Below are 23491 nucleotides of genomic sequence, written 5' to 3' on the forward strand. Positions count from 1 at the left end.
CTTAGCGATCTATGTTCCGATATGGCATTTTCACAGGGAGACTAAGAAATGGCCATCAATTTGACACGCAGAGCGGCCCTTGGCGCCGCCGCAGCCCTTCCATTCGCATCCGCAGCGGCTCCGCTGTTGGCGGCAGGGGCTGAGACCAAGGCAAATTCGACCATCGCCAAATCCTTCGCGCTGGGTGATTTCACCGTTACAACCTTGCTGGATGGCAGCGCCGCGCGCGACGATGTCCGAACACTGTTTGGCGCCGATGCGTCTGAAGAAGAATTTAATCAGATTTCGTCGGATAATTTCATCTCCCCCGACAAGGGATTGTTGGCCTTCACACCATCCCTGGTCCACACCGGATCAGAATTGGTGCTGTTTGACACGGGGCTGGGTCAGGGTGGAATTCAGGCCGCGCTGGCGGATGCAGGTGTATCACCTGACCAGATTGACGTGGTTGTCATCACCCATATGCACCCCGACCATATCGGCGGCATGACCACCGATGGTGCGGTAACATTCCCGAATGCGCGCTATGTTACGGCGGCAACCGAGTATGACTTCTGGTCCGGTATGGACGCTGGCAACCCTGTCGGAGATTTGGTGGCATCCAAGGTCAAGCCGCAGGCCGAAAAGATGACGTTTGTCGAAGACGGCGGCGAGGTCACATCAGGCATCACCGCAATGGCCGCCTTTGGCCACACACCGGGTCACATGGTTTTCCATCTGGAAAGCAATGGGCAGCGGCTGGTTTTGACCGCCGACCTGGCGAACCACTATGTCTGGTCCTTTGCGCGCCCCGACTGGGGGTTCAGCTTCGATGGCGACAAAGAGGCCGCCTCGGCGTCGCGTCGCAATGTGCTGGGTATGCTGGCGGCAGATAAGGTGCCGATGATCGGCTATCACATGCCTTTCCCCGCCGCCGGTTTCGTGGAAACACGAGGCGACGGGTTCCGCTTTGTGCCGGTCAGCTATCAGATGATGGGCTAAGCGCTTGATATCCCGGGTCCGGCCGCACCTTTGAGCCATCGCTGAACCGCGACAGGCGAAAGGCGGCCGGGTCCACACAGGGCGCGCGCTGGGTGACCAGATCAGCCGCCAAGCGCCCGGCCCCGGGCCCAATCCCAAAGCCATGCCCCGAGAACCCTGTGGCAATGACAAGTCCGGGGACGTGATTGACCGTGGAAATCACCGGGATCGCATCTGGTGTGACATCGATTAACCCAGCCCAGCTTTGTACGATTTCTGCCTTGTGAAGGGCCGGGAATCCTTTTTTAGCGCGGGCCCAGGCATTGCGCAGAACCTTCTGCGATGGTTCGGGATCCAGGACCCTGCAATGCTCGAACGGGGTGACATCGGTAGGTAGCCACTTCCGATCTTGCGCGGCTTCAACCTTCCAACGGCCAGACAGGCGAAAGCGCAGCGACCTCCATTCCTGAAAAAACGCTGGCAGAAACTGCAGTGCCAGCCGGAAACTATCAGGCACAAGGTCATAGGTGTTTTCATGACCCGACGCGATGGTGTATCCCCCATCTGCCCGCTTTCGGATCGCGAAGTCATCTGACCAAAGCGCGGCTTCGGGGCCGTCTTCAACGGGCGAACTGCGCATGACGGTGTTCAGGACCTTTAGCTGAGGTAAATCGATCCCGGCATTGCCCGCGAACAGGCGCGACCACGCACCACCCGCAAGCACCACATGATCACAGGCAACGCGCCCGCGTTCCGTGAAGACCCCGGTGATCTGACCAGCCTGCAGATCAAGACTGCGAACAGCACAATTGGTCATCACCGCAGCGCCTTTGTCTCGCGCACCTTCGGCAATCGCAGGGGCCGCAAGCTGTGGTTCCGCGCGCCCGTCCTGTGGCATGTATAGCGCGCATTTCAAGTCGGTTTCTTGCCCGTGCAGCAGCTCTGCCAGTTCAGGTCCTGAAACCATCCTTGCCCCGGTCTGCAGCCCGTCAACGTTGCGCAACCAGCGTTCCAGATTGCGCGCATCTCGCACTCCAGACGCTCCGAACAGGATGCCTGCTTGTGTGTAGCCAGTCGGTCGCTCGATACGCGCATCCAATTCCGGCCAAATACGCAAAGCCTCTTGCATCAACGGTATCTCACGCGGGTCACGCATGCCAAGTCGAACCCAACCCCAATTGCGAGAACTTTGTTCCCCCGCAATCTGCCCTTTTTCGCACAGCAAAACCGAAACTCCACGTTCGGCCAGTTCCAGCGCGGTGGACACGCCAATGATGCCGCCGCCTATCACGACAACATCAACAGATTTTGGCAGCGAGAGATCAGGTTCAAATGGGTTTGGCTTGGGGCCTGGCATCAATGACTCGTTCTTAACACATACGAGCCCTCAAGATGCCAGAGCCGGATGCTCTGACAACAGAAATCGAAACTATCAAACCGATAGTATCAGCCTGTGGCAAAGGTGCCAGCAGGCGCAGTGCATGATAGATTTGGCAGCGCTTAAGCTGCGCCGGACAGTTCAGCCCATTTCTGGCGCAACACGCCAGACAAACCGCCGTCTTTGGTATCAGTTTTTGCCGAAATTTCAGGTTGTGACTTCAAATCAGGGAATTCCAGACGCTGCGGGGGCTCCGCGGTTTGCTCCCCAATCAGATCGGCAATTGCTGCGTCTAGCTTTGCTTCATCCAGCTCCTGAGCCGGAGATTCCATTGTTCTGTACTGCCACGGCTTGTGCAGAGACCTATCGTATTCCTCGTACATGTTAACACCACACCATTAACTCAGACATCCAACCCCGGATGCATCACACAGACAAAACACTTGTCAAAAACTGCAAACTCTACAGCAATGCGTCACATCCGCCCCATATAGGGCAACTTCCAAGCATAAATGTGGCAGAAAAATGTCGACCAAACAAGCACTGACACAGTCAGAACCGCCTGAAATCGCTTGGTTTTGTCAGATTTTGGAAACAGTTACCGCAATTTATGGTCACTGTTTATGATTTAGGGCCAGCGTGCTTAACCACGATCTCGCCAGCGATTCACAATCGGATAGCGCCTGTCCAACCAAAACGCGCGGCTGGTCAAACGTGTGCCAGGGGCGGATTGAAAACGCTTGTATTCGCTGATGTAGACCAGATGTTCGACCTTGCGCGCGTCCTGTTCATCATATCCAGCGGCAACGCAATCCGCGATGGATCCATCCTGATCCACCAGAATCTCAAGAATACCGTCCAGCACGGGATAATCCGGCAGGCTGTCGCTGTCTTTCTGATCCTCCCGCAGCTCAGCGCTTGGAGGCTTGTCGATGACCGAGGGGCGAATGACCTCGCCATCCGGTCCCATCATCCAATCGCAGTGATTGGCATTGCGCCAGCGACAGGTTTCAAACACGCGGGATTTGTACAGGTCCTTGATCGGGTTATAGCCGCCATTCATGTCGCCATAGATCGTGGCATAGCCAACCGCGACTTCGGATTTGTTGCCCGTGGTCAGCAACATCTCGCCAAACTTGTTCGAGATCGCCATCAGCAACACGCCACGCAGGCGCGATTGGATGTTTTCTTCGGTCAGGTCCGCGTCCCGCCCGGCGAACAACGGGGCCAGAGTGTCCGTCACAGCGGCGCGACTGTCTGAAATCGGAACAAAGTCATAATGCACGCCCAGCGCTTTTGCGACCGCCTCGGCATCATCCAGCGAGGCCTGGCTGGTGTATTCCGAAGGCAACATCACGCAGCGCACATTCTCGGCCCCGATGGCATCCACGGCGATGGCCGCGACAAGGGCTGAATCCACACCACCCGACAAACCCAGCAACGCCTTTTTGAAACCGGTTTTGCCCATGTAGTCACGCAAGGATTCCACCATGGCGCGATAGTCCTGCTCCCACGCATCGGGCTGGGGCACGATTTCTGCGGGGATAATCCGCCAACCTTCGTCGCCGCGCTCAAGGTCCACATGAGCGATCGTCTCATCAAAGACCGGCATGCGAAAGGCCAGCTCTCCGCCCGGGTTCAGGCCGAACGTGGCGCCATCGAACACCTGATCGTCCTGCCCGCCGACCATGTTCAGGTAAATCAGCGGCAGACCTGTCTCGACCACGCGCGCTACCATATGGTTCAAGCGCACATCGTATTTGTCGCGGAAATAGGGCGATCCATTGGGGATCAGCAGAAACTCGGCCCCCGTTTCTTCCAGCGTTTCGGCAACATCCGGGTGCCAGCTATCTTCGCAGATCGGGCTGCCGATGCGCGAATTGCCAACCGAATACGGCCCACCAAGAGGGCCTGAATCGTACAGACGCACCTCATCAAACACCGTTTCATTCGGCAGGTGATGTTTCAGCACTTTACTGGTGATCCGACCGCCTTTGAGGATCAGATAGGCGTTGAACAGGCTGTCATCCTCGGCCCAAGGACTGCCGATGGCCAGGGCCGGTCCTTCGGCACATGTCTTGGCCAGTTCCTCAACCGCAGCCATTGCCGCGCGGTGAAACACCGGCTTCATGATCAGGTCCTGCGTGTTGTATCCGGTGATGAACATCTCGGGCAGCGCGACCAGATCAGCTCCGGCCTCGCGACCTTGTTCCCAAGCCGCAAACGCCTTGGCTGCATTGCTTTCAAGATCGCCCACAACAGGGTTGAGTTGCGCCAGTGTGATACGGAAACGGTCGGCCATGCTGCCCTCTTGCCTTCGCCAGTCCTACTGCATTTAGCAGATCATTGCGCGAGTGGAAGACCAATGGCTCAAAAGCCGTTGCTCTGATCTGTGTGGTCCCCTATTTTTGCCCAAACGCATATGAAACCGATAATCGGGCAGGCAGGACAAACCATGAAGCTGATCCGCAATTCTCTCACGGCCGGGATTCTGTGCCTTTCGATCACGGCGGCATGGGCCCAGGATGGTACAGTGATCGTCAAAGATGACGAACTTGGCGGGGTCTACGAAGGCACGTTTGAAAACGGGTTGCGCCACGGTACCGGCACATACCGGTTACCGGATGGGTTTGAGTATTCCGGTCAGTGGGTTGAAGGCGAAATTCAGGGGCAAGGCACGGCTCGCTTCGCCAACGGATCGGTTTATGAGGGTCAATTCGCCAAGGGACAGCCCGAAGGTCAGGGTAAAATCAGCTATGCGGATGGCGGGACCTACGAAGGCGAATGGCGTGACGGTGCAATCAATGGCTCGGGCATTGCCGAATACGCAAATGGCGTGCGCTATGAAGGAGAGTTTCAGAACGCCCGCCATCACGGCAAGGGCACCCGCACCGACCCCAACGGCTATGTCTATGACGGTGAATGGGTTGATGGTGCACAGCAGGGCGCGGCCCGGATCACCTATCCGGACGGGTCGGTTTATGAGGGCGATGTTCAACAGGGCCAACGCCACGGGCAAGGGCGTTTGGTCCAATCGGACGGGCTGGAATATGACGGGCAGTGGGTTCAGAACCTTATGACCGGAACCGGGCGGCTGACACTGGCCAATGGCGATGTCTACGAAGGCGAGGTCACCGAAGGTCGCCGACAGGGCAAAGGCAAAGAGACCTATGCCAATGGCAATGTCTATGAGGGCGACTACCAAGACGACCGCCGCCATGGCAAAGGCACCTTCATCGGCACAGATGGCTATCGCTATACCGGCGAATGGTCCGAAGGTCAGATCGAAGGATTTGGTGAGATCACCTACCCCGACGGCTCGGCCTATATCGGTGCGCTCAGCGCCGACCTGCCGCATGGCAAGGGCCAAAGCACCTATGCCGACGGGACCGTCTATGACGGCGAATGGATCGCGGGAGTGTTTGAGGGGACTGGTACTGCAACTTATCCCAACGGGACCGTTTACACCGGCCAGTTCCGCAATGCGGTGAGCCATGGAACCGGCACCGTCACCTTCGCCAATGGGTATCGATACGAAGGCGAATGGGTCGATGGTGTCCGTCAGGGCAAAGGGAAATCTACCTTTGCCGATGGCACGGTGTACGAGGGCGATTTCATCAACGGCGCGCGCCATGGCAAAGGGACTATTACCGCGCCCAGCGGCTTTACTTATTCAGGAGATTGGGCTGACGGAAAGATCACCGGTGTTGGCGCGGCAACCTATCCCTCGGGCGATGTCTACGAGGGTGGTTTTTTTGAGAACAAGCGTCAGGGTCAGGGCACAATGCGCTATGCCAATGGACAGGAAGAAGCGGGTGTCTGGGACAACGATGCCCTATCGTCCGAAGAGACACCTGAAACCGGTGGCGAAGAAGCAAACGCGCAAGAGCCTGCGACAGACGGTGAAAACCCCGAAGCGCCTGCCGAAAATTAAGCCGCTACCACGGTACGCGCGCACCTGACCAGTCAAAGAACCCGCCTGTGTCTTCCGGTGTCAGTCCCTGGATGACACTCAGAAGGTTTTCGGCAGCTGTATCCGGTTCAACCGCGGGATGGCGACCAAGATATTTCTGTGTGAACGCTGTTTTAACGGTGCCGGGATGCAGCGCGACGCAGATCGCTTGCTTATGCGTGCGGGCCAGTTCAATCGAGGCTGTGTGGACCACCTGATTAACCGCCGCCTTGGACGCGCGATAGCTGACCCAACCGCCCATGCGATTATCCCCGATCGATCCAACCCGCGCCGAAAGCACCGCGATCACAGAGCGCCTGTTTCGAGTCAGCAGCTTATGCGCACGGCTCAGAATCAATGCCGGTCCAACCGCGTTCAAAGCGAACTGATCCATCATGGCCTGCGCTGTCACCGCGCGCATAGTCTTTTCAGGCTGCGCGCCATTAATCTCCAAAGCTCCAGACGCGACCAGAACCAAATCGAACCGATCTTGAAAAGCATCAAGTGTTTTCAGGGCTACCTCGGGTTCAGTCAGATCGAACCCGTCACCTGACCGCGACAATCCTGTCACCGCCACATGCTGCGCAGTAAGCCGATGACTCAGCGCACTGCCGATGCCACCTGATGCGCCAATGATCAAAGCCGTTTGCATATTGGGCGACCTAGTGGTCTGCACCTTCAGTTCAATGACATGTGCAAAAGAAACCTCAGCAAATCGGCCCTGGCTAAATTTTGGTTCTTTTCATTCGCCGTGCGCTCTGTATAACCTAATCCCATGATCAACCGCGCAGATATCCTTGTTGCCGACACCGCCCTTCGCGGTGCGTCGCTGCGTGGCCTACTGATCCTAATCCGCCTCTGAGCGTGCCATCCGGCGCGCCCGCTCAGAGGAGGACGCCAGCGCGCCATAGGCTTTAGGACAGAAGAAGAAAGAGAATCCCATGACCAACGTGACCGACCAAGACCGCGTCTTGATCTTTGATACCACTTTGCGCGACGGAGAGCAGAGCCCCGGCGCCACGATGACCCATGCCGAAAAGCTGGAGATTGCCGAGCTGCTGGACGAGATGGGCGTCGACATTATCGAAGCCGGTTTCCCAATCGCATCCGAAGGCGATTTCAAAGCAGTATCTGAGATTGCCCAAAGGTCGAAAAACAGCCGCATCTGCGGACTCGCGCGCGCCAATTTTGCCGATATTGACCGGTGTTGGGAGGCGGTGAAACACGCCGAACAAAACCGCATTCACACCTTTATCGGCACGTCCCCGCTGCACCGCGCGATCCCAAATCTGACCATGGACGAGATGGCCGACAAGATCCACGAAACGGTCAGCCATGCGCGCAACCTGTGCGAAAACGTGCAGTGGTCGCCGATGGACGCGACGCGGACCGAATGGGATTACCTGTGCCGCGTGATCGAGATCGCCATCAAGGCCGGTGCTACAACCATCAACATCCCCGATACCGTGGGCTATACTGCTCCGGTCGAAAGCGCTGACCTGATTAAACGCCTGATCGAAACCGTACCGGGCGCGGATGAGGTGGTGTTTGCCACCCATTGCCACAACGACCTTGGCATGGCGACCGCGAACTCTCTGGCCGCTGTTGCAGGGGGTGCGCGCCAGATCGAATGCACCATTAACGGTCTGGGTGAGCGCGCAGGCAATACAGCCTTGGAAGAGGTCGTGATGGCGTTGCGCACACGCAATGACATCATGCCCTGGCACACCGGTATCGATACGACCAAGATCATGCATATCTCGCGTCGTGTGGCAACGGTGTCAGGCTTCAACGTGCAGTTCAACAAAGCCATCGTCGGTAAGAACGCCTTTGCGCATGAAAGCGGCATCCATCAGGACGGGATGCTCAAGAACCGCGAAAACTTCGAAATCATGCGCCCCGAGGATATCGGCCTGTCGGGCACCTCTCTGCCATTGGGCAAACATTCAGGTCGCGCTGCGCTGCGCGACAAGCTGGAAACGCTGGGCTTCGAGGTTGGCGACAACCAATTGCGCGACATCTTTGTACGGTTCAAAGATTTGGCCGACCGCAAGAAAGAAGTGTTCGACGACGACCTGATCGCGCTGATGACCCTGGATGAGGAGGATGACTATCTGCAACTGGTGTCAATGAAGGTCACCTGCGGTACCGGCGGGCAAGCCGAGGCGACGGTCGAGCTGGAAATGGATGGCAAGGACATTATTGCAACCGAACATGGCGACGGCCCGGTTGATGCCGCGTTCAAAGCCATCCGCGCAATCCACCCAAACACAGCCCGCCTGCAACTCTATCAGGTGCATGCGGTGACCGAAGGGACAGACGCGCAGGCGACCGTTTCGGTGCGCCTGGAAGAGGATGGCATGATCGCAACAGGCCAATCAGCGGATACCGATACGGTCGTAGCATCGGCCAAGGCCTATATCCACGCCTTGAACCGTTTGATCGTCCGCCGGGAAAAAGCAGGCCCAGGGGCCGATGCGCGCGAGATCAGCTACAAAGACCTGACCTGAGCAAAAAACGCCCAAGCATAGGGTTCCCGCGTTCGCGGGGCCCCGACAGCAGCGACGTGAATGAGTGACTGGCTCGTACGCTGCCCTTCAAACCCAGTCCAAACCGCTATATCCCGGCTGATGCTTGCGGTGACGTCACGCCTGAAGCCCACGAGCGCGCGATGGACCGCCTGGTTCAAGCAGGTGCAATCCCGATGAATTCGCTGCAGTTCGTATTCGAGCTTCAGCAGGATTGGGCCCGCGGTGATAGATCGACGAGGAGTTCCGATCAAACAGTCGACCAATCGAGCTCATCGACTCTCCGCGTTGCCACCGATCCCAGATCTCCGCCATTTGCTTCTCTGTAAAATAAATTCGACGTCGATAGGCCATTCCAACACTCCATCTTTGCTCTCAAAGTGAAGTGTTGCGTCGATCCATTGAGACCGCCGCAGAAAGCTGCCGAATGCGTCCGCAGCGCCAACGCTGAGCGGCAATGACTGGTAAGGGCTCTGTCCGTAACGCGCAGCTACTGGCTTGTCTGGCACGAAAACCAGGCCGTTGCCCGCCGCGTTCGCGCCGTTGTGGACCTTTTGGAGCAGATTCTCAGCGAAGACCGCAGCATGTTTCTGCCGGCATCCGAACCCTAAAGCGTGAATGCGTCCCGGAAGGCTTCCAGCGCGGCGTCCTCGTCGCCTTTTGCAAACGCCTCCATGCCGACAGGGCCGGAATAGCCTAGTTCAGACAAAGCGCGCGCAACCGCCGCATAGTTGATTTCGCCTGTTCCTGGCTCGCAGCGGCCCGGGTTGTCTGCGACCTGGACCTCACCGATCCATGGCAGGCAGGCTTCACACCAGCGGATCAAATCCCCTTCTCCGATCTGGGTGTGGTAGAGGTCGAGGTTGATCCTGAGCTGCGGGCGGTTGACAGCGGACACAAGGGATAGCACGGCCTCGGTAGATCCGAACGGGCATCCCGGGTGGTCCAGCGGGTTGAGATTCTCGAGCGTAAACGTCACGCCCTCTTCTTCGGCCATGTCGCAGATGCGATTGAGCGTGTCGCGTGCGCGCAGTTCCATCCCGGGCGCAAACGTGCCGTGGCGCGGGATCGGGATGCCGCCATCGCCAAGCCCGGTGCCATGCAGGTTCAGACGGTCAACACCCAACCGTTTGCCAACCTGCGCTGTCTCGTGCGCCGATTTCAGAAGCATCTCGGCGCCCTCGTCGTCGGTCAAGCGTCCTTCGAGGTAGCCGTTCATGATGGTGAAGTTCGCGCCGGTTCTCTGCAGCGCGTCCAGGTCCCATTCGGGCCAGTTCCACAGACCGACGCCAAAGCCCATCTCGTGAAGCTTCGCCGCGCGCCAAGCGATCGGTTTGTTTTGCCAAAGCATCTCTGCGCAGGCGGCGAGTTGAAATCTTGCGGTCATCTCAGGCGTCCCGTTCCATAATCCATTCGACCTCAGATGCAGGCACAAAGCGCCATTTGCGCAGCGGCCCGGCCATGACATTGAGGTAGTACATTTCGAAGCCGTAGGGCGCGCCGCACGGGTGGTGGCCGCGCGGGACGAGGACCACGTCGTCATCTGCCACGGCCATGGTTTCGTTGAGTTGCAGGTCGTCGGTATAGACGCGCTGGATGCCGAAACCGTTCGCAGGGTTCAGGCGGTGGTAGTAAGTCTCTTCGAGGTAGGTGATGCGTGGGAAGTCATCCTCGTCGTGGCGGTGGCTGGGATAGGACGACCAGTGGCCCGCGGGGGTGAACACCTCGGTGACCAGAAGCGAGTCACAGTAATCCTCGTTCTCCATCGCGATGTTGTTGATGTGGCGCGTGTTGGTGCCCTTGCCGCGTTCGGTGAGCGTGATCCCGTCGGGCCCGATCCGGCGCGCTTCGTGGCCGCCCATGCCGGGCGCTGAACAGACGGCAAGAACGCAATCGGTTTCGGCCGTGGCCGCCCATTCCGTGCCATTTGGCAGGTAGAGGCAATGCGGCGGGGTCTTTTCGAAGACATTCATGCGATCGCCCAGAACGCCCCAATCCTGCCCTGCGCCGGTGAGCGCGACCTTACCCTCGACCACCACGAGGATCACCTCGCGGTCGCCCGTCGCCTCGGCGGCGGTATCGCCCGCGCGCAGGCGGTAGAGAGAGAACCCGACGTAGCGCCACCCGGCGCTTTCCGGCGTGATCTGGTGCACCTTGCCGCGTGTACCAAAGGGTTTTCTGAGAAGATCGGGCATATCGAGGTCTCTCTATTCGATGGTCAGACCGGAGCGGCCACAGATTTCGGTGATGTGGTCGAAACCAAGCTTCGAGTATTCATATGGCGGTGCCTTGGCGGGGTCCTGTTCCGCCTCGACGACAATCCAGCCGGCATAGTCCATGGCCTTGAGTTTGTCGGTGATCGTCTGGAAGTCGATGCAGCCCTCTGGGTCGCCCGGGACCGAGTATATGCCTGCCGCGACGCCATCGAGGAAACTGCGGTCCTCGGCCCGAACCCAATCCAGCACGGGCTGGCGCACGTCCTTGAAGTGGACGTGGTGAACCCGGTGGCCCCACTTTTCGAGCACCGCGACGGGGTCCGCCCCAGCAAAATGCAGATGACCGGTATCATAGAGCAGAGTCAGATCCTCGGTTGACCCCTCCATCAACCAGTCGATGTCTTCGGCGTCCTGCACCATCGCGCCCATGTGGTGGTGATAGCTCAGCACACAGCCCTCGTCGGCGGACCATTTGGCAAGCTCCGAGAGCTTGGCGCCATAGGCCATGACCTCGTCGCGCGAGAGCTTGGGGCGCTGGCTGACGGGTTGGCCGTTGTTTCCCTGGATCGTGTTGGAACACTCGGCATAGACGATGCAGGGTGCGTTCAGCGCAGCGAACTGTTCGACCTGCTGGCGGATCGCCTCCTTTTCCTCGTGGACCGAGGCCACCATCAGGTTGCCCGAACACCAGCCGCCGCACAACGCAACGCCGTAGCGGTCGAGATAAGCGCGCAGACCTTCAGTGTCGGTGGGCATCCGGCGGCCACGTTCAACGCCGGAATAGCCGATCTTGGCCGCATCCTCCATGGCGCCTTCGGTGGTGAAGGCCGCAGTCAGCTCCGGCAGATCGTCGTTCTGCCACGCGATCAGGGATATTCCGATCTTTACACTCATCAATCTGCTCGCTGGGTTTTCTTGTTTTGGATGTATTTCTCATGGGCCGCGTTGACCTCGGCCCGCTCGGAGACTTCTGGCACGCCGACATCCCACCACGTTCCACCGGGTTCCGTGGACGGATAAGGATCGGTGTCGATGACGACCACGTAAGGGCCTTTGACATCGCCGCGTTTCGCCAACGCCTGCTCCAGCTCAGCGATCGAGGCGACCTTGACGGATTTCGCGCCCATCGCTTCAGCGTGTTTGGCAAAGTCGATGTTGGAGTTTTCGCCGCCGATCGCGTGATCCAGCAGGTTGTTGAACTCCGCCCCGCCGGTGCCCATTTGCAGCCGGTTGATACAGCCATAACCGCGGTTGTCGGTGACCACGACGGTGAAGGAGACACCCTTCATCGCGGCTGTCGCCATCTCGGAATTGGCCATCATATAGGTGCCGTCGCCAGTAAAACAGATAACATCCCGCTCCGGCTGGGCCATCTTGATACCCATGGCACCAGCGATCTCGTAGCCCATGCAGCTAAAGCCGTACTCCATGTGGTAAGAGCCCGGCTTTCCCGCCTTCCACAGCTTGTGCAGTTCGCCCGGCATAGTGCCTGCGGCGCACATCACCACCGTGTCTTCGCCTGCAGCGCGTTGGACAGCCCCGATCACCTGCATGTCGGTGGCAAGTTCGTTGCCTTCAGGCGCGTCGGTCAGCGGATCGACCTTGGCGAACCAGTCCGGTTTCAGCCCGTCGATTTTGCCGGGAGATTGGTGTCCGCCAAGCGCCGCACCCAATTCATTGAGGCCGACCATCGCATCCGATTGCAACGGTACGGCCCCGTGCTTCATGGCGTCATAGGCCGCAACGTTGAGCGAGATCAGCCTGCGTTCGGGATTGGCAAACAGTCCCCATGATCCGGTGGTGAAATCCTGAAAGCGGGTTCCGATGCCGACCACCACATCTGCCTCGGCGCAGACCGTGTTGGCCGCTTCGCCCCCAGTAACACCGATGGGCCCAAGATTGAGGGGGTGATCCCAAGGCAGGGCCGACTTGCCCGCCTGCGTCTCGACAACGGGGATGTTGTGCGCTTCGGCAAAACCCGCCAGCACCTCGGTCGCCTGCGCATAATGCACACCGCCGCCCGCCACGATCACGGGGCGCTTGCCTGCGCGGATCAGCGCGGCAACCTCAGCCAACTCGGCTTCATCGGGGCGGATACGGCGCTGACGCCAGACCTTTGGCTCGAAGAAGCTCTCGGGGTAGTCATAGGCTTCGGCCTGCACATCCTGACAGAACGACAGGCAAACCGGACCGCACTCCGCCGGGTCGGTCATGGTGCGGAAGGCGCGTGGCAAGGCTGTCAGCAACTGCTCTGGCCGCGTTATGCGGTCAAAATAGCGCGTTACCGGCTTGAAGCAGTCGTTCACGGTCACGGTGCCGTCAGAGAAATCCTCGACCTGTTGCAAGACAGGGTCAGGGCCACGATTCGCAAAGACATCTCCGGGGATGAGCAGAACCGGCAGGCGGTTCACATGTGCGAGTGCGGCAGCCGTCACCATGTTCGCAGCACCAGGACCAATCGAGGACGTCACGGCCATCGCCTTGCGCCGATTTAATTGCTTGGCATAGGCGATGGCGGCATGCGCCATCGTCTGCTCGTTATGCCCGCGCCATGTCGGGAAGTCGTCCTTGGCAGCATGCAGAGCCTCGCCGATCCCCGCCACATTGCCATGACCGAAGATCGCCCAGCAGCCTTCGATGAAACGCGCGCCATCGTCATTCTGTTGCGCCACAATATAGCGCACCATGGCTTGCGCGGCCGTCAGTCGGATTGTCTTACCCATTAGATCACTCCACGTTCAGACGAGCATCAGCCCGCGCCTTGTCCCAAATTTCGCAGAGCCGTGTATAGCGCTCGGACATCTGAGCCACGGCCGCGGCATCTGACATCTCACCCTTCAACCAAGCGCGTGCAGCATCGCCGAATATCGTCCGCCCTACGGCAAAGCCTTTGACCAGCGGCTGCTTGGCCGCCAGCGCGAAACTTGCCGCCAATTCGGCTTCCGGCGCGTCGAGGCCCAGAACCACGATGCCACGGGTGCGCGGATCGTTCCGCTCGATGGCGTCGACCGCATTTGCCCAAGCGGCATCTGTCTTGAATGGCTCCAGCTTCCACCAATCAGGATAAACGCCCGCGTCATAGAAGGACTGGATCAGCGTGGCTGATGTATCATCATCCACAGGACCAACTTTCGACGGGATGATCTCGAGCAGGAACTCCAGCCCGTTGCGCCGCGCGGCTGAGAACATGCGTTTCACGCGCGTCAGGTGCTTTTCTTGCGTTTCCGCGTCATCATCGGGATGCACAAAGACCAACAACTTAACGACGTTTTCACGCGCCCATTCGCCCAAACCGCCAAGATCTTCGCCCAGTTCCGGCTCAAATTCGATGGGCCGAGGCCCAGGAAGTTCCGTCGGTCTGCCAATCCAAAGCCCGGTACCTGTGGCCTTGTGCAACGCAGATCGCCCGATCCGGTTATCGCAAAGGATACCAAAGCCTGATCGTCCGCCTTGCACGTTCAAGGCCGCCTCAAGACAAAGTTCCTTGAAAGCGCCGCCTTTTTCCAGCGTGTAGCCGGCCATCTCTTCCAGTTGCAGCCGGTGATCAAAGGCAAAGGTCTTGACCGAAGCCCAATCCCCCGCACGGTTCGTGGCCCAGTGCACCTGTTCAAGCTCCGCATCGTTGCGCAGATCGGGCCGCTTGATCCCGCGATCAAAGAAGAACTGAAGCTCTTCCCATGATGGATACGCTGGCGTGCACCCATGGCGGCTAACTGCAAAAGCACCGCAAGCATTCGCGTATTTCAATGCCGTCGGCCAGTCCTCGCCATCCAGCCAGCCTTTCAGCAGGCCAGACATAAAGCCGTCGCCAGCCCCCAGGACATTGAACACCTCGATCGGAAAACCCGGGCCCGCTTGCCCATCATCCAGACTGTCCGGTACGTCGCCAGTGAAGGCCACCGCGCCTGCCGCGCCGCGTTTACACACCAGCGTCGCGCCAGACACCGCACGCACCGCGCGCAGTGCAGCGATCGTATCGGTCGAACCACCCGCGATGTGGAACTCTTCCTCGGTGCCGACGATCAGATCAAAAAGGTGCAACGTCGATTGCAGTTTCGCCGTGACCGCTTTGCTTTCGACAAAGCGACTTTCGCCATCGCCATGCCCGGCCACACCCCATAGGTTCGGGCGATAATCGATGTCGAGCGCGGTCTGCTGTCCGTTTGCACGAGCAAGTTCCAGAGCCTTGATGGTTGCCGCCTCTACCTGCGGGTGACTCAGATGCGTCCCCGTTGCTACAACCGCGCGGGCTGAACGAATAAAGTCCGGGTCGATATCATCAGCCGTCAAACCCATATCCGCGCAATTCTCGCGGTAGAAAATCAATGGGAACTGTTCCTGATCGCGGATGCCCAGAAGCACAAGCGCGGTCAATCGGTCCGGATCGGTCTTGACGCCGTCAGTGTTGACGCCCTCGCGCTGCAATTGCTCCACGATGAACCGGCCCATATGCTCGTCGCCGACACCAGTAATCACCGCCGACTTGAGGCCCAGCCGCGCCGTGCCGCAAGCGATATTGGTGGGCGAGCCGCCAATATACTTGTCAAACGACCCCATATCTTCCAGTCGTCCGCCAATCTGCGCCCCGTAGAGATCAACCGAGGACCGACCAATGGTGATGAGGTCAATTTTTGTCATTGTCCGTGCCTTAAACGTCATTTTGAAAAAGTGGGGCCGATAAGACTTCTCTCACCAGCCCCACTGACCACTTTTTTATCCTTGGGAGGAATCCGAGTGGTATTCGGCAAGCTTCGCTAAACTGTCCCGCCGAGCGACCCTTCGAGCTGGGCCATTTCTTGGCCCCCAGCCATGAGATCCTGCAACTCTTCTGGGCTGATCTCACCGCGCTTTGCGGTTCCAAGCGTTTTGCCACGGTTTAGCACAGTGAATCTGTCTCCAACTGCTAGCGCATGTCGGACATTGTGGCTGATGAAGACCACTCCGATGCCCTGCTTGCGCACCTTGTCGATTGTCGCCAACACGTTGGAGGTTTGACGCACGCCAAGTGCGGAGGTCGGTTCATCGAGGATCAGGACTTTCGCTCCGAAATACACGGCACGGGCAATGGCAACCGTTTGGCGTTCACCCCCTGAAAGGGTGCCAACCGCTTGGTCGGGCGCACGCAGGTTAATGCCCATCTTGCGCATCTCGGCCATCGTGATTTCGTTCGCCGTTTCCAGATCGAAACGCTTCATCGGCCCGCGCCCTTTCGTCGGCTCGCGCCCCATAAAGAAGTTCCTAGATACGGACATTAACGGGATCATTGCGAGATCCTGGAACACGGTTGCTATACCCGCTTCCATAGAATCCCGCGGTGTGGCGAAACTCATCGGCTTGCCTTCAAACAGAATTTCCCCATGCGTAGGCTGGTGCACGCCTGACATTGTTTTGATGAAGGTCGATTTACCTGCACCGTTATCGCCCAGCAGGCAGTGGCATTCGCCGGGGCGGATATCAAAACTGACACCGGCAAGCGCGATGATGTTGCCGAAGTGCTTTTCAATGTCCTTCATCTGGACGATTGGGGCAACGCTATCGTCAACATCGCCGTGGTGGAATTTGCTGTCTTCGGTCATATCAACGCTCCCCCGTGACGCGCTTGCGAATGGCATTGTTGAAGAGAACCGCGATCAGGAGCATGCCGCCCAGGAAAACCTGGAACCAATCCTGGTCAAAGTCGGTGTACGTGAGGCCGATAACCACCATCCCGAAGATGATTGAGCCGAAGAAGGCCCCGATGGCCGACCCGTAACCGCCAGTCAGAAGGCAGCCGCCGATCACCGCGGCGATGATCGCCTCGAATTCCTTCTGGAAACCGCGACGCGCGTCGGTCGAGCCTGCGTCGATCACGGTGATGATGGCGACAAGCGCAGCGCAGCAAGCCGTGACCATGAAGAGCGAGATCTTGACCCGGTTTACTGGCACACCCGAATTTGAGGCTGCGCTGCTGTCACCGCCCGCTGCAAAGATCCAGTTGCCGGCGGGTGTGCGAAGCAGGATGTAAGTTGCAGCCAAGGCAAGAACGATGAACCAAAGGATCTCAACCGGGATCCCCGTGACTTTGGGCGTGCCGTTCTTGAAGGTCTCGACCAGACCGCGTTCGGCCAGCCAGCCGAAGAGAGCCGGAAAGGCATCCCCGGAGAAGACAGGTGCAAGCCAATCGTTCTCGGTCGCATCACGTACACCGCGCAACTGGGTTGAGCCTCCGGACGCCCATTTCAAGCCGACGAGCGACAGACCGCGCAGGATGAAAAGGAACGCCAAAGTCACGATGAAGGACGGCAAGCCAGACCGGATCACGATGAGCCCGTTGATCGCCCCGACGAAAGCCGAGAACAGGAAAGTCAGAGGAATGGCGATTATCAAGGGCAAGCCCCAAACCATGACGCAGACCCCAAAGAAGAGACCGGCGAAGGCAACCATGGACCCGATGGAGAGGTCGAACTCGCCGCCGATCATCAGCATCGCGGCACCGATTGCGAGGATGCCAAGCTGTGCGGCGGGTGTCAGAAAGTTGATGATGCCCGAAGTGGTGAACATCGCGCTATCGGCGGTGATCACGAAGAAGATAGCCACCAGCACAACACCCGCGATGGCGCCAAGCTCGGGCCGTTTCATCAGACGTGAGAGCAAAGGCTCTGCCTTGATCCTTTCGTCTGTCATTGAATTCGGTGTCGTGTCGCTCATTGGATTCCCTCCCCCTTTTGGCTTGTGAGTGGCACACACATGCGCCACTCACTTTTGCTCTTCGCTAAAGGCTTAGCGGATGCCTTGAGCGGACAGTTCGATCACTTGCGCGGCTTTGTCGGCGGTGATCAGGTTCGGGCCGGAAGCCACGTCGCCACCCGGCATCAGGCCGTACTTGGCCTGCAACGCCATGATAGAGACGCCCATGTAGCCCTGCAGGTACTGCTGCTGGTCCAGAGCGAAGGCGGCATCGCCGTCAACGATCGACTGCAGGAAGCCAGCCGAAAGGTCGAACGTGGCGACATTCACGTCGCGGCCCGAAGCTTTCGCTGCAGCAACGGAAGGCTCACCAGCCGTGGATGCGCCCAGTGCCATCACGGTGTCGACGCTTTCGTCGGATGCCAGAGCAGCGGCAACCTTGGATTCGATTTCCGCCGGATCGTTGGTAGTCGGCAGAACCGTCACGGTGCCGCCGAAACCTTCCTCAAAGCCAGCACAGCGCTGGTCGAGAGAGATGTTGCCGACTTCCTGGTTCACGCAGAGCGCGTTCGTGCCTCCCATTTCGGCAAGCGCTGCACCAGCGGCGACACCTGCGTCATATTCGTCCTGGCCCACGTGCATCGCCGTGCCCAGCTCTTTGCCCTGCGCACCACCGGCGTTGATGGTGATGACAGGGATGCCAGCCGCAATCGCACGTTCAACCGAGGGCCCGAGCGCATCGGGGTCGGGGAACGAGATGATCAAGCCATCGGGCTCTTCGTTCACGGCAGCGTCGATCAGTTGCGACATCAGAACCATGTCGAAGGTTTCAGGCGAGTTGTAAGACACGTTCGCGCCGGTATCGGCAGCGGCCTGATCGACGCCGGCCTTGACGACGGACCAGAACGCATCGTTGGCCTGACCGTGGACAACAACCGAGATGTCCTGGGCAACGGCGGGTGCTGCGACAGCGATGGCCGTGGCGGCGACCGCGCCTTTCAAAAAGGTTTTCATTTGGGATCCTCCCTTGGTTTGCCTTTCACGCCGGTCACCCGGCGGCTCTTTCACGCGACTCCGTCGCGCATTTCGCATCGCCCCGAGAGGACGAGTGCCTCTTGTCAGGCCGCCTCCCCGCGACCCGAAATCTCTAAAACGTCTGCCATTGCGACGGGCTGGCCTCTCTGCGCAGAGCGCGTCGCGGCCTCAGCCATGGCCAATGCCTCGACGCCGTTGTGCAGGTTGACTGGCATGTCCGACTTGCTCTGAACGGCTTCCACGAAAGCGGCCCATTCGGCCTTGTAGGCGGGCATGTAGCGTTCGAGGAAAAAATATGTGGGCTTGGCACTGCTGACGCCAGCCGTCGTGGATTTAACCAGTGTGTTCTCGAGCACGTTCTGTGCCTGAAGCAAACCTTCTGAGCCGAGCACTTCGACCCGCTGGTCATAGCCATAGACCGCGCGCCGGGAATTCTTGATCACAGCAATGCGACCGTCCGCGTAGGTCAGTGTCACAGCAGCGGTGTCAACGTCACCAGCCGCGCCGATGGCGGGATCGACCACCGATGTCCCGACGGCGCTTGCGGACACGGGCGCTTCGCCCATGATGAAGTTCGCCATGTCGAAGTCGTGGATCATCATGTCCCGGAACAGGCCGCCGGAAACCTTGATGTACTCGACCGGCGGCGGGGCGGGGTCAAAGGACGTGATCGACAGCAACTCAGGCTTGCCGATCTCACCCGCGTCGATGGCTGCCTTGAGCGCGCCGAAGCTCGGATCAAAGCGGCGGTTGAAACCGATCATGATGTTTGAGGCCTTGTCGCCGACATTGCCAAGACAGGCCGATGCGCGTTCGAGGCTGAGGTCCACAGGCTTTTCGCAAAGGACTGCCTTCTCTGCTGCTGCGGCTGCTTCGATCAGGTCGGAGTGCGTGTCGGTCGACGTTGCGATAAGGACGGCATCGATGGATGTGTCTGCGATGATCTCATCCGAGGTGCGAACTTCACAGCCATAACTCTTCGCCAGAGCCTGGGCGTTCTTATCAAACGCATCCGAAACCGCGACCAGTTCGCTCTCCGGATGCGAAGAAATCGCCTGTGCATGAACATTTCCGATGCGCCCTGCGCCGAGCAATCCAACCCGCATCCTGAGACCTCCCGATTCTCGTTTGAGAGAGACCATCAACATTTCTGCACCCGCGTGCAAGAAAAATTTGCACCCGCGTGCAAATTCCTGCTAGCCTTGCACAGAGTACCGGGCATGGATCGTTTGTGATTCCAAGAGTTTCGAGCGCTGGGAGGTCTGCGAAAAAGATGAACGATCAGGGAGGATCCACTACAGCAGATGATGTCGCAGCGCTTGCTGGCGTGTCCCGCTGGACAGTGAATCGCGCCTTCAAGAAGGACGCGTCAATCTCTGCCAAATCACGCGAAAAGGTTATGAAGGCAGCCGAGGAGCTTGGCTATGTCCCGGATCTGCTGGCAACCAGTCTTGCGACGGACCGAACCAACCTCGTCGCGCTTCTGGTCGATGACTTTGCCAACCCGCACAAGCTGATCATGATGGAGCGCCTGACGCGCATATTGCGAAAGAACGGCTATGACACCCTGCTCGTCAACACGAGCGACGAAGAAGACGCCTCGGCCGCCCTGCTCAATGCAAGCCAAAGACGGGTAGATGCGGCTGTCCTCATTGGGGTCAGTTTCAATGACCAAAGCCTTGAAACCGCGCTTGGGGCTAAAAGGGTCAAGAAACTGATCGTTTTTGCCCGTATGTCCAGCAATGACAACACGATCTCTATCTGCTGCGATGACCGCGCTGCCATGACCGCGATCACGCGGCATGTCTTCTCGGCGGGCTATCGCAATCCGCTATTTATCGCAGGCCCGCAATCTCAATCGGCACATCTTCAACGGAAGGAAACGTTTCTTTCGCAATGGGAAAGGGCCACAGGATCACGTCCCAAATTCGCGTCGGTCGACCGGTATGATCCCAAGATGGCATACGATCTTGTGGCTGAGTGGTTCCGGGATACACCAAAGTCCGAGCTACCGGACGTTCTGGTCTGCGAAAACGATGCACTGGCTATGGGAACGATCGACGCGATCCGCTTTGAGCTCGGTCTGCGCGTGCCCGAGGACATCGCTGTTACTGGTTTCGACAACGCGCCTCAAGCCTCCAGCCCGCATTACGAACTGACAACCTATCGCCAGCCCCTAACGGACATGGCAGAAGCGTTGGTGGATGTCCTTGACGGCAAAAAACGCACCAAGAAGTTGAATGCATTTCTGGGAAACTTGATTATCCGCAAGAGCGCATAGGCTACTCATTGATCAAAAGCCTCTGACGGGCCTGCCGAGTTCGCTGTCTTGGGCTTGAGTTTGTCGTCATGCCTCTGATGCTAATACGAAGTGCGCAAAGCGGATTTTGCCCAAGGAAGTAAGGCAGATTGCATTGGTGCTTCTTGGTGTCGATCTTGCGTCGGACAACGGGTGGATTGGGATAGCTGAAGCCCTTTCCTCCAAACGACCGGTTCGGTGAAGTCCAGGGCAGAATTGAAATTTGAGTGCTGCGGTCGCGAAGATTTTCTGCTTCGGCAAAAGCGGCAGGTGCATAAGTCCGGTTTGTCCGCATCTTGTCCCTGCACGCGTGTTGCAACGAAGGTGATCTACAGCGTGGATCCGCCGCTGCCGCCAATTTCATTGCAAAGGAACAATTCAGGCAGGTGCATCATCTGACTTGGGGCGAACATCTCACTCCTGGTCATACTATGACGGTTGGATCAGGTTCGTGTAACGTTCAACAGCTCCAAGAGACGCGAACCGATCCGAAAGGCGGGTCATCTCTTCCTCAATACCAAACGGCGCGTTCAACATGAACATCCCCGACCCAACCATTCGATGCCCATTCCGCGCAGGCGGGAACTGCACTTCATGGAAGACGGCTTTGGGGTATTTCTGCAACCTCAGCGCCTCGATCATTGAAGTGTGGCGCCCATCCGTCAGGATCGGATACCACAAGGCAATCACACCGACATTCCATTTGTGGTGAAACTTGGCGATGAGCCCCGGTAAGCGCGCATAATCGGCCTTCACCTCATAGCTGGGGTCAATCAGCATCAACCCGCGCCGAGGAGTCGGTGGCAGCAGGGATTGCGCCAGTTCAAACCCATCTTGCTGGTAGGTCTTCGCGCCAAACGGCGACACCGCCAGTGACAGGGCTGTATGCTCCTGCGGGTGCATCTCTGCGAAATGCAGCGCATCCTGATCCCTCAATAGTTGCGCCGCGATCAGAGGTGACCCGGGATAGGCCGCTGCGCCATATCGCGCCTGTGTCGCCTGCAGCACCTGTGTCATTGGATGATCAGCACCGAACCATGCCTCACGCCGAGCACGTTCGATCCCGGCTGCGGCTTCGCCAGTTCGAAGCGCCTCGACCGCGTCCAATTGGTACAGACCGCGCCCGGAATGGGTCTCGACATAGCTGATCGGCTTGTCCTTGCGGGTCAGATACTGCAGAACCGACGCCAATAAAGCGTGTTTTTGTACATCAGCCAGATTTCCTGCATGGTAAATATGTTGATATGAGAGCATTTTGCCTTCTAAAGTCCTTACCAATGAGGCGAAAAGGTGCTGATTGTCACGGAATCAGCCCTTTTACCGGGCGAGTTGGCACCCTATAAGTCATCCGTCCCGGAACCGTCGAGTCGCGGGCAGAAGAAAAACTGACATACAGGATCAGGGGAAACATGGGGATCTTAGGCAATCTGGGCGGCCTGTTCACTTCGGACATGGCCATCGACCTTGGGACAGCAAACACGCTGGTTTATGTCAAGGGTCGCGGTGTGATCCTGTCTGAACCGTCCGTTGTTGCCTACCACGTCAAAGACGGGGTCAAAAAGGTTCTGGCCGTCGGCGAAGACGCCAAATTGATGCTGGGCCGGACGCCCGGTTCGATCGAGGCCATCCGCCCAATGCGCGAAGGTGTGATCGCCGATTTCGACACCGCTGAAGAAATGATCAAGCACTTCATTCGCAAAGTGCACAAACGCTCGACATTCTCTAAACCCAAGATCATCGTCTGCGTCCCCCATGGCGCGACACCAGTGGAAAAACGCGCGATCCGTCAGTCGGTTCTGTCTGCGGGGGCCCGCCGCGCCGGTCTGATTGCCGAACCAATTGCCGCGGCGATTGGCGCAGGGATGCCCATCACCGATCCGACCGGAAACATGGTCGTGGATATCGGTGGCGGTACAACCGAGGTTGCCGTTCTGTCGCTAGGTGACATCGTCTATGCCCGCTCGGTCCGTGTGGGCGGAGACCGCATGGATGAGGCGATCATCTCGTATCTGCGCCGTCAGCAGAACCTGCTGGTGGGTGAGTCCACGGCTGAGCGGATCAAAACAACCATCGGCACCGCACGCATGCCCGACGATGGCCGCGGCCAGTCGATGCATATCCGAGGCCGCGACCTGTTGAACGGTGTACCGAAGGAAATCGAGATCAGCCAGGCTCAGGTGGCCGAAGCGCTTTCAGAACCTGTGCAGGCGATCTGTGAGGCCGTGATGACCGCCTTGGAAACCACACCACCCGATCTGGCAGCGGACATTGTCGACCGGGGCGTGATGCTGACCGGTGGGGGTGCTTTGTTGGGCGATCTTGATCTGGCACTGCGTGAACAGACCGGTCTGGCGGTGTCGATAGCCGATGAAAGCCTGAATTGTGTGGCTTTGGGCACTGGCAAAGCGCTAGAATACGAAAAACAACTGCGCCACGCGATTGACTACGAAAGCTAAG

Annotated in this window: 19 protein-coding genes and 1 pseudogene; 5 read left to right on the plus strand and 15 right to left on the minus strand. The window is 58.5% G+C overall.

The window, feature by feature from the left end; all coding sequences use genetic code 11:
* Positions 1-48: 48 nt before the first annotated feature.
* The gene (locus tag AC2FFE_RS09840) at positions 49-981 is read left to right on the plus strand and encodes an MBL fold metallo-hydrolase (RefSeq protein ID WP_496846530.1); all 933 of its coding nucleotides are present in this window, start codon (positions 49-51) and stop codon (positions 979-981) included.
* Here the strand turns inward: AC2FFE_RS09840 and AC2FFE_RS09845 are convergent.
* From AC2FFE_RS09845 to AC2FFE_RS09855, 3 genes are all read right to left on the minus strand, one after another.
* Positions 959-2317, minus strand: coding sequence for an NAD(P)/FAD-dependent oxidoreductase (locus AC2FFE_RS09845; RefSeq protein ID WP_496846531.1), 1359 nt, complete (start codon positions 2315-2317; stop codon positions 959-961). The two genes, AC2FFE_RS09840 and AC2FFE_RS09845, sit on opposite strands and share 23 nt — an antisense overlap.
* Positions 2318-2460: 143 nt before the next feature.
* Positions 2461-2721 (minus strand): hypothetical protein, encoded by a 261-nt coding sequence (locus tag AC2FFE_RS09850; protein ID WP_496846532.1) that lies wholly within the window; start codon positions 2719-2721, stop codon positions 2461-2463.
* Between the two features lie 260 nt (positions 2722-2981).
* Positions 2982-4640, minus strand: coding sequence for an NAD+ synthase (locus AC2FFE_RS09855; RefSeq protein WP_496846533.1), 1659 nt, complete (start codon positions 4638-4640; stop codon positions 2982-2984).
* 153 nt (positions 4641-4793) lie between these two features.
* On the opposite strand from AC2FFE_RS09855, the gene AC2FFE_RS09860 reads away from it, so the two are divergent.
* A complete protein-coding gene (locus AC2FFE_RS09860; protein ID WP_496846534.1) occupies positions 4794-6272 on the plus strand; it encodes an MORN repeat-containing protein in 1479 nt (492 codons plus the stop codon).
* 4 nt (positions 6273-6276) lie between these two features.
* Here the strand turns inward: AC2FFE_RS09860 and AC2FFE_RS09865 are convergent, their stop codons facing one another.
* On the minus strand, positions 6277-6942 hold the full coding sequence (locus AC2FFE_RS09865; RefSeq protein WP_496846535.1) for an SDR family NAD(P)-dependent oxidoreductase: 666 nt from the start codon (positions 6940-6942) through the stop codon (positions 6277-6279).
* Between the two features lie 289 nt (positions 6943-7231).
* Between AC2FFE_RS09865 and AC2FFE_RS09870 the strand changes: the two genes are divergently transcribed.
* On the plus strand, positions 7232-8800 hold the full coding sequence (locus tag AC2FFE_RS09870) for a 2-isopropylmalate synthase (protein WP_496846536.1): 1569 nt from the start codon (positions 7232-7234) through the stop codon (positions 8798-8800).
* Between the two features lie 246 nt (positions 8801-9046).
* Here the strand turns inward: AC2FFE_RS09870 and AC2FFE_RS09875 are convergent.
* The 10 genes and pseudogenes from AC2FFE_RS09875 to iolG all read right to left on the minus strand — a co-directional run.
* Positions 9047-9172, minus strand: a pseudogene (locus AC2FFE_RS09875) (IS30 family transposase); the annotation flags it as partial.
* 253 nt (positions 9173-9425) lie between these two features.
* On the minus strand, positions 9426-10205 hold the full coding sequence (locus AC2FFE_RS09880; RefSeq protein WP_496819090.1) for a TIM barrel protein: 780 nt from the start codon (positions 10203-10205) through the stop codon (positions 9426-9428).
* Position 10206: 1 nt separating this feature from the next.
* Complete coding sequence (gene iolB / locus AC2FFE_RS09885; protein ID WP_496819089.1) at positions 10207-11013, minus strand: 5-deoxy-glucuronate isomerase; 807 nt, start codon at positions 11011-11013, stop codon at positions 10207-10209.
* Between the two features lie 12 nt (positions 11014-11025).
* Positions 11026-11928, minus strand: coding sequence for a myo-inosose-2 dehydratase (gene iolE / locus AC2FFE_RS09890; RefSeq protein WP_496819088.1), 903 nt, complete (start codon positions 11926-11928; stop codon positions 11026-11028).
* Positions 11928-13757 carry a 3D-(3,5/4)-trihydroxycyclohexane-1,2-dione acylhydrolase (decyclizing) gene (gene iolD / locus AC2FFE_RS09895; RefSeq protein WP_496846537.1) on the minus strand — a complete coding sequence of 610 codons (1830 nt, stop codon included), beginning with the start codon at positions 13755-13757 and terminating at the stop codon, positions 11928-11930. Before iolD ends, iolE begins: the two co-directional genes overlap by 1 nt.
* Positions 13758-13761: 4 nt before the next feature.
* Positions 13762-15672: a bifunctional 5-dehydro-2-deoxygluconokinase/5-dehydro-2-deoxyphosphogluconate aldolase gene (locus tag AC2FFE_RS09900; RefSeq protein ID WP_496819086.1), complete on the minus strand. Its 1911-nt coding sequence runs from the start codon at positions 15670-15672 to the stop codon at positions 13762-13764.
* A gap of 116 nt (positions 15673-15788) precedes the next feature.
* The gene (locus tag AC2FFE_RS09905; protein WP_496819085.1) at positions 15789-16610 is read right to left on the minus strand and encodes an ATP-binding cassette domain-containing protein; all 822 of its coding nucleotides are present in this window, start codon (positions 16608-16610) and stop codon (positions 15789-15791) included.
* Between the two features lies 1 nt (position 16611).
* Entirely contained in the window at positions 16612-17721 is a 1110-nt protein-coding gene (locus tag AC2FFE_RS09910; protein WP_496819084.1) for an ABC transporter permease, read from the minus strand.
* A 72-nt stretch (positions 17722-17793) separates the two neighbouring features.
* Positions 17794-18714 (minus strand): substrate-binding domain-containing protein, encoded by a 921-nt coding sequence (locus AC2FFE_RS09915; protein ID WP_496819082.1) that lies wholly within the window; start codon positions 18712-18714, stop codon positions 17794-17796.
* Between the two features lie 104 nt (positions 18715-18818).
* Positions 18819-19841, minus strand: a complete 1023-nt coding sequence (gene iolG, locus AC2FFE_RS09920; protein ID WP_496846538.1) for an inositol 2-dehydrogenase — start codon at positions 19839-19841, stop codon at positions 18819-18821.
* Between the two features lie 167 nt (positions 19842-20008).
* Between iolG and AC2FFE_RS09925 the strand changes: the two genes are divergently transcribed.
* Positions 20009-21016 carry a LacI family DNA-binding transcriptional regulator gene (locus AC2FFE_RS09925; protein WP_496846539.1) on the plus strand — a complete coding sequence of 336 codons (1008 nt, stop codon included), beginning with the start codon at positions 20009-20011 and terminating at the stop codon, positions 21014-21016.
* A gap of 447 nt (positions 21017-21463) precedes the next feature.
* Here the strand turns inward: AC2FFE_RS09925 and rlmJ are convergent, their stop codons facing one another.
* Positions 21464-22288, minus strand: coding sequence for a 23S rRNA (adenine(2030)-N(6))-methyltransferase RlmJ (gene rlmJ, locus AC2FFE_RS09930; protein ID WP_496819079.1), 825 nt, complete (start codon positions 22286-22288; stop codon positions 21464-21466).
* A gap of 155 nt (positions 22289-22443) precedes the next feature.
* On the opposite strand from rlmJ, the gene AC2FFE_RS09935 reads away from it, so the two are divergent.
* Positions 22444-23490 (plus strand): rod shape-determining protein, encoded by a 1047-nt coding sequence (locus tag AC2FFE_RS09935; RefSeq protein WP_170535929.1) that lies wholly within the window; start codon positions 22444-22446, stop codon positions 23488-23490.
* Position 23491 lies beyond the last annotated feature (1 nt).

It is taken from the genome of Ruegeria sp. YTSA168 (assembly GCF_059610045.1).

Coding starts and splice junctions, on each gene's coding strand:
- AC2FFE_RS09855 (WP_496846533.1), bottom strand. CDS start 4,640: ATGGCCGACCGTTTCCGTATCACACTGGCGCAACTCAACCCTGTTGTG.
- iolE (WP_496819088.1), bottom strand. CDS start 11,928: ATGAGTGTAAAGATCGGAATATCCCTGATCGCGTGGCAGAACGACGAT.
- AC2FFE_RS09900 (WP_496819086.1), bottom strand. CDS start 15,672: ATGACAAAAATTGACCTCATCACCATTGGTCGGTCCTCGGTTGATCTC.
- AC2FFE_RS09905 (WP_496819085.1), bottom strand. CDS start 16,610: ATGACCGAAGACAGCAAATTCCACCACGGCGATGTTGACGATAGCGTT.
- AC2FFE_RS09935 (WP_170535929.1), top strand. CDS start 22,444: ATGGGGATCTTAGGCAATCTGGGCGGCCTGTTCACTTCGGACATGGCC.
- AC2FFE_RS09860 (WP_496846534.1), top strand. CDS start 4,794: ATGAAGCTGATCCGCAATTCTCTCACGGCCGGGATTCTGTGCCTTTCG.
- AC2FFE_RS09865 (WP_496846535.1), bottom strand. CDS start 6,942: ATGCAAACGGCTTTGATCATTGGCGCATCAGGTGGCATCGGCAGTGCG.
- iolG (WP_496846538.1), bottom strand. CDS start 19,841: ATGCGGGTTGGATTGCTCGGCGCAGGGCGCATCGGAAATGTTCATGCA.
- AC2FFE_RS09845 (WP_496846531.1), bottom strand. CDS start 2,317: ATGCCAGGCCCCAAGCCAAACCCATTTGAACCTGATCTCTCGCTGCCA.
- AC2FFE_RS09925 (WP_496846539.1), top strand. CDS start 20,009: ATGAACGATCAGGGAGGATCCACTACAGCAGATGATGTCGCAGCGCTT.
- AC2FFE_RS09915 (WP_496819082.1), bottom strand. CDS start 18,714: ATGAAAACCTTTTTGAAAGGCGCGGTCGCCGCCACGGCCATCGCTGTC.
- AC2FFE_RS09870 (WP_496846536.1), top strand. CDS start 7,232: ATGACCAACGTGACCGACCAAGACCGCGTCTTGATCTTTGATACCACT.
- iolD (WP_496846537.1), bottom strand. CDS start 13,757: ATGGGTAAGACAATCCGACTGACGGCCGCGCAAGCCATGGTGCGCTAT.
- AC2FFE_RS09850 (WP_496846532.1), bottom strand. CDS start 2,721: ATGTACGAGGAATACGATAGGTCTCTGCACAAGCCGTGGCAGTACAGA.
- AC2FFE_RS09880 (WP_496819090.1), bottom strand. CDS start 10,205: ATGACCGCAAGATTTCAACTCGCCGCCTGCGCAGAGATGCTTTGGCAA.
- rlmJ (WP_496819079.1), bottom strand. CDS start 22,288: ATGCTCTCATATCAACATATTTACCATGCAGGAAATCTGGCTGATGTA.
- iolB (WP_496819089.1), bottom strand. CDS start 11,013: ATGCCCGATCTTCTCAGAAAACCCTTTGGTACACGCGGCAAGGTGCAC.
- AC2FFE_RS09910 (WP_496819084.1), bottom strand. CDS start 17,721: ATGAGCGACACGACACCGAATTCAATGACAGACGAAAGGATCAAGGCA.
- AC2FFE_RS09840 (WP_496846530.1), top strand. CDS start 49: ATGGCCATCAATTTGACACGCAGAGCGGCCCTTGGCGCCGCCGCAGCC.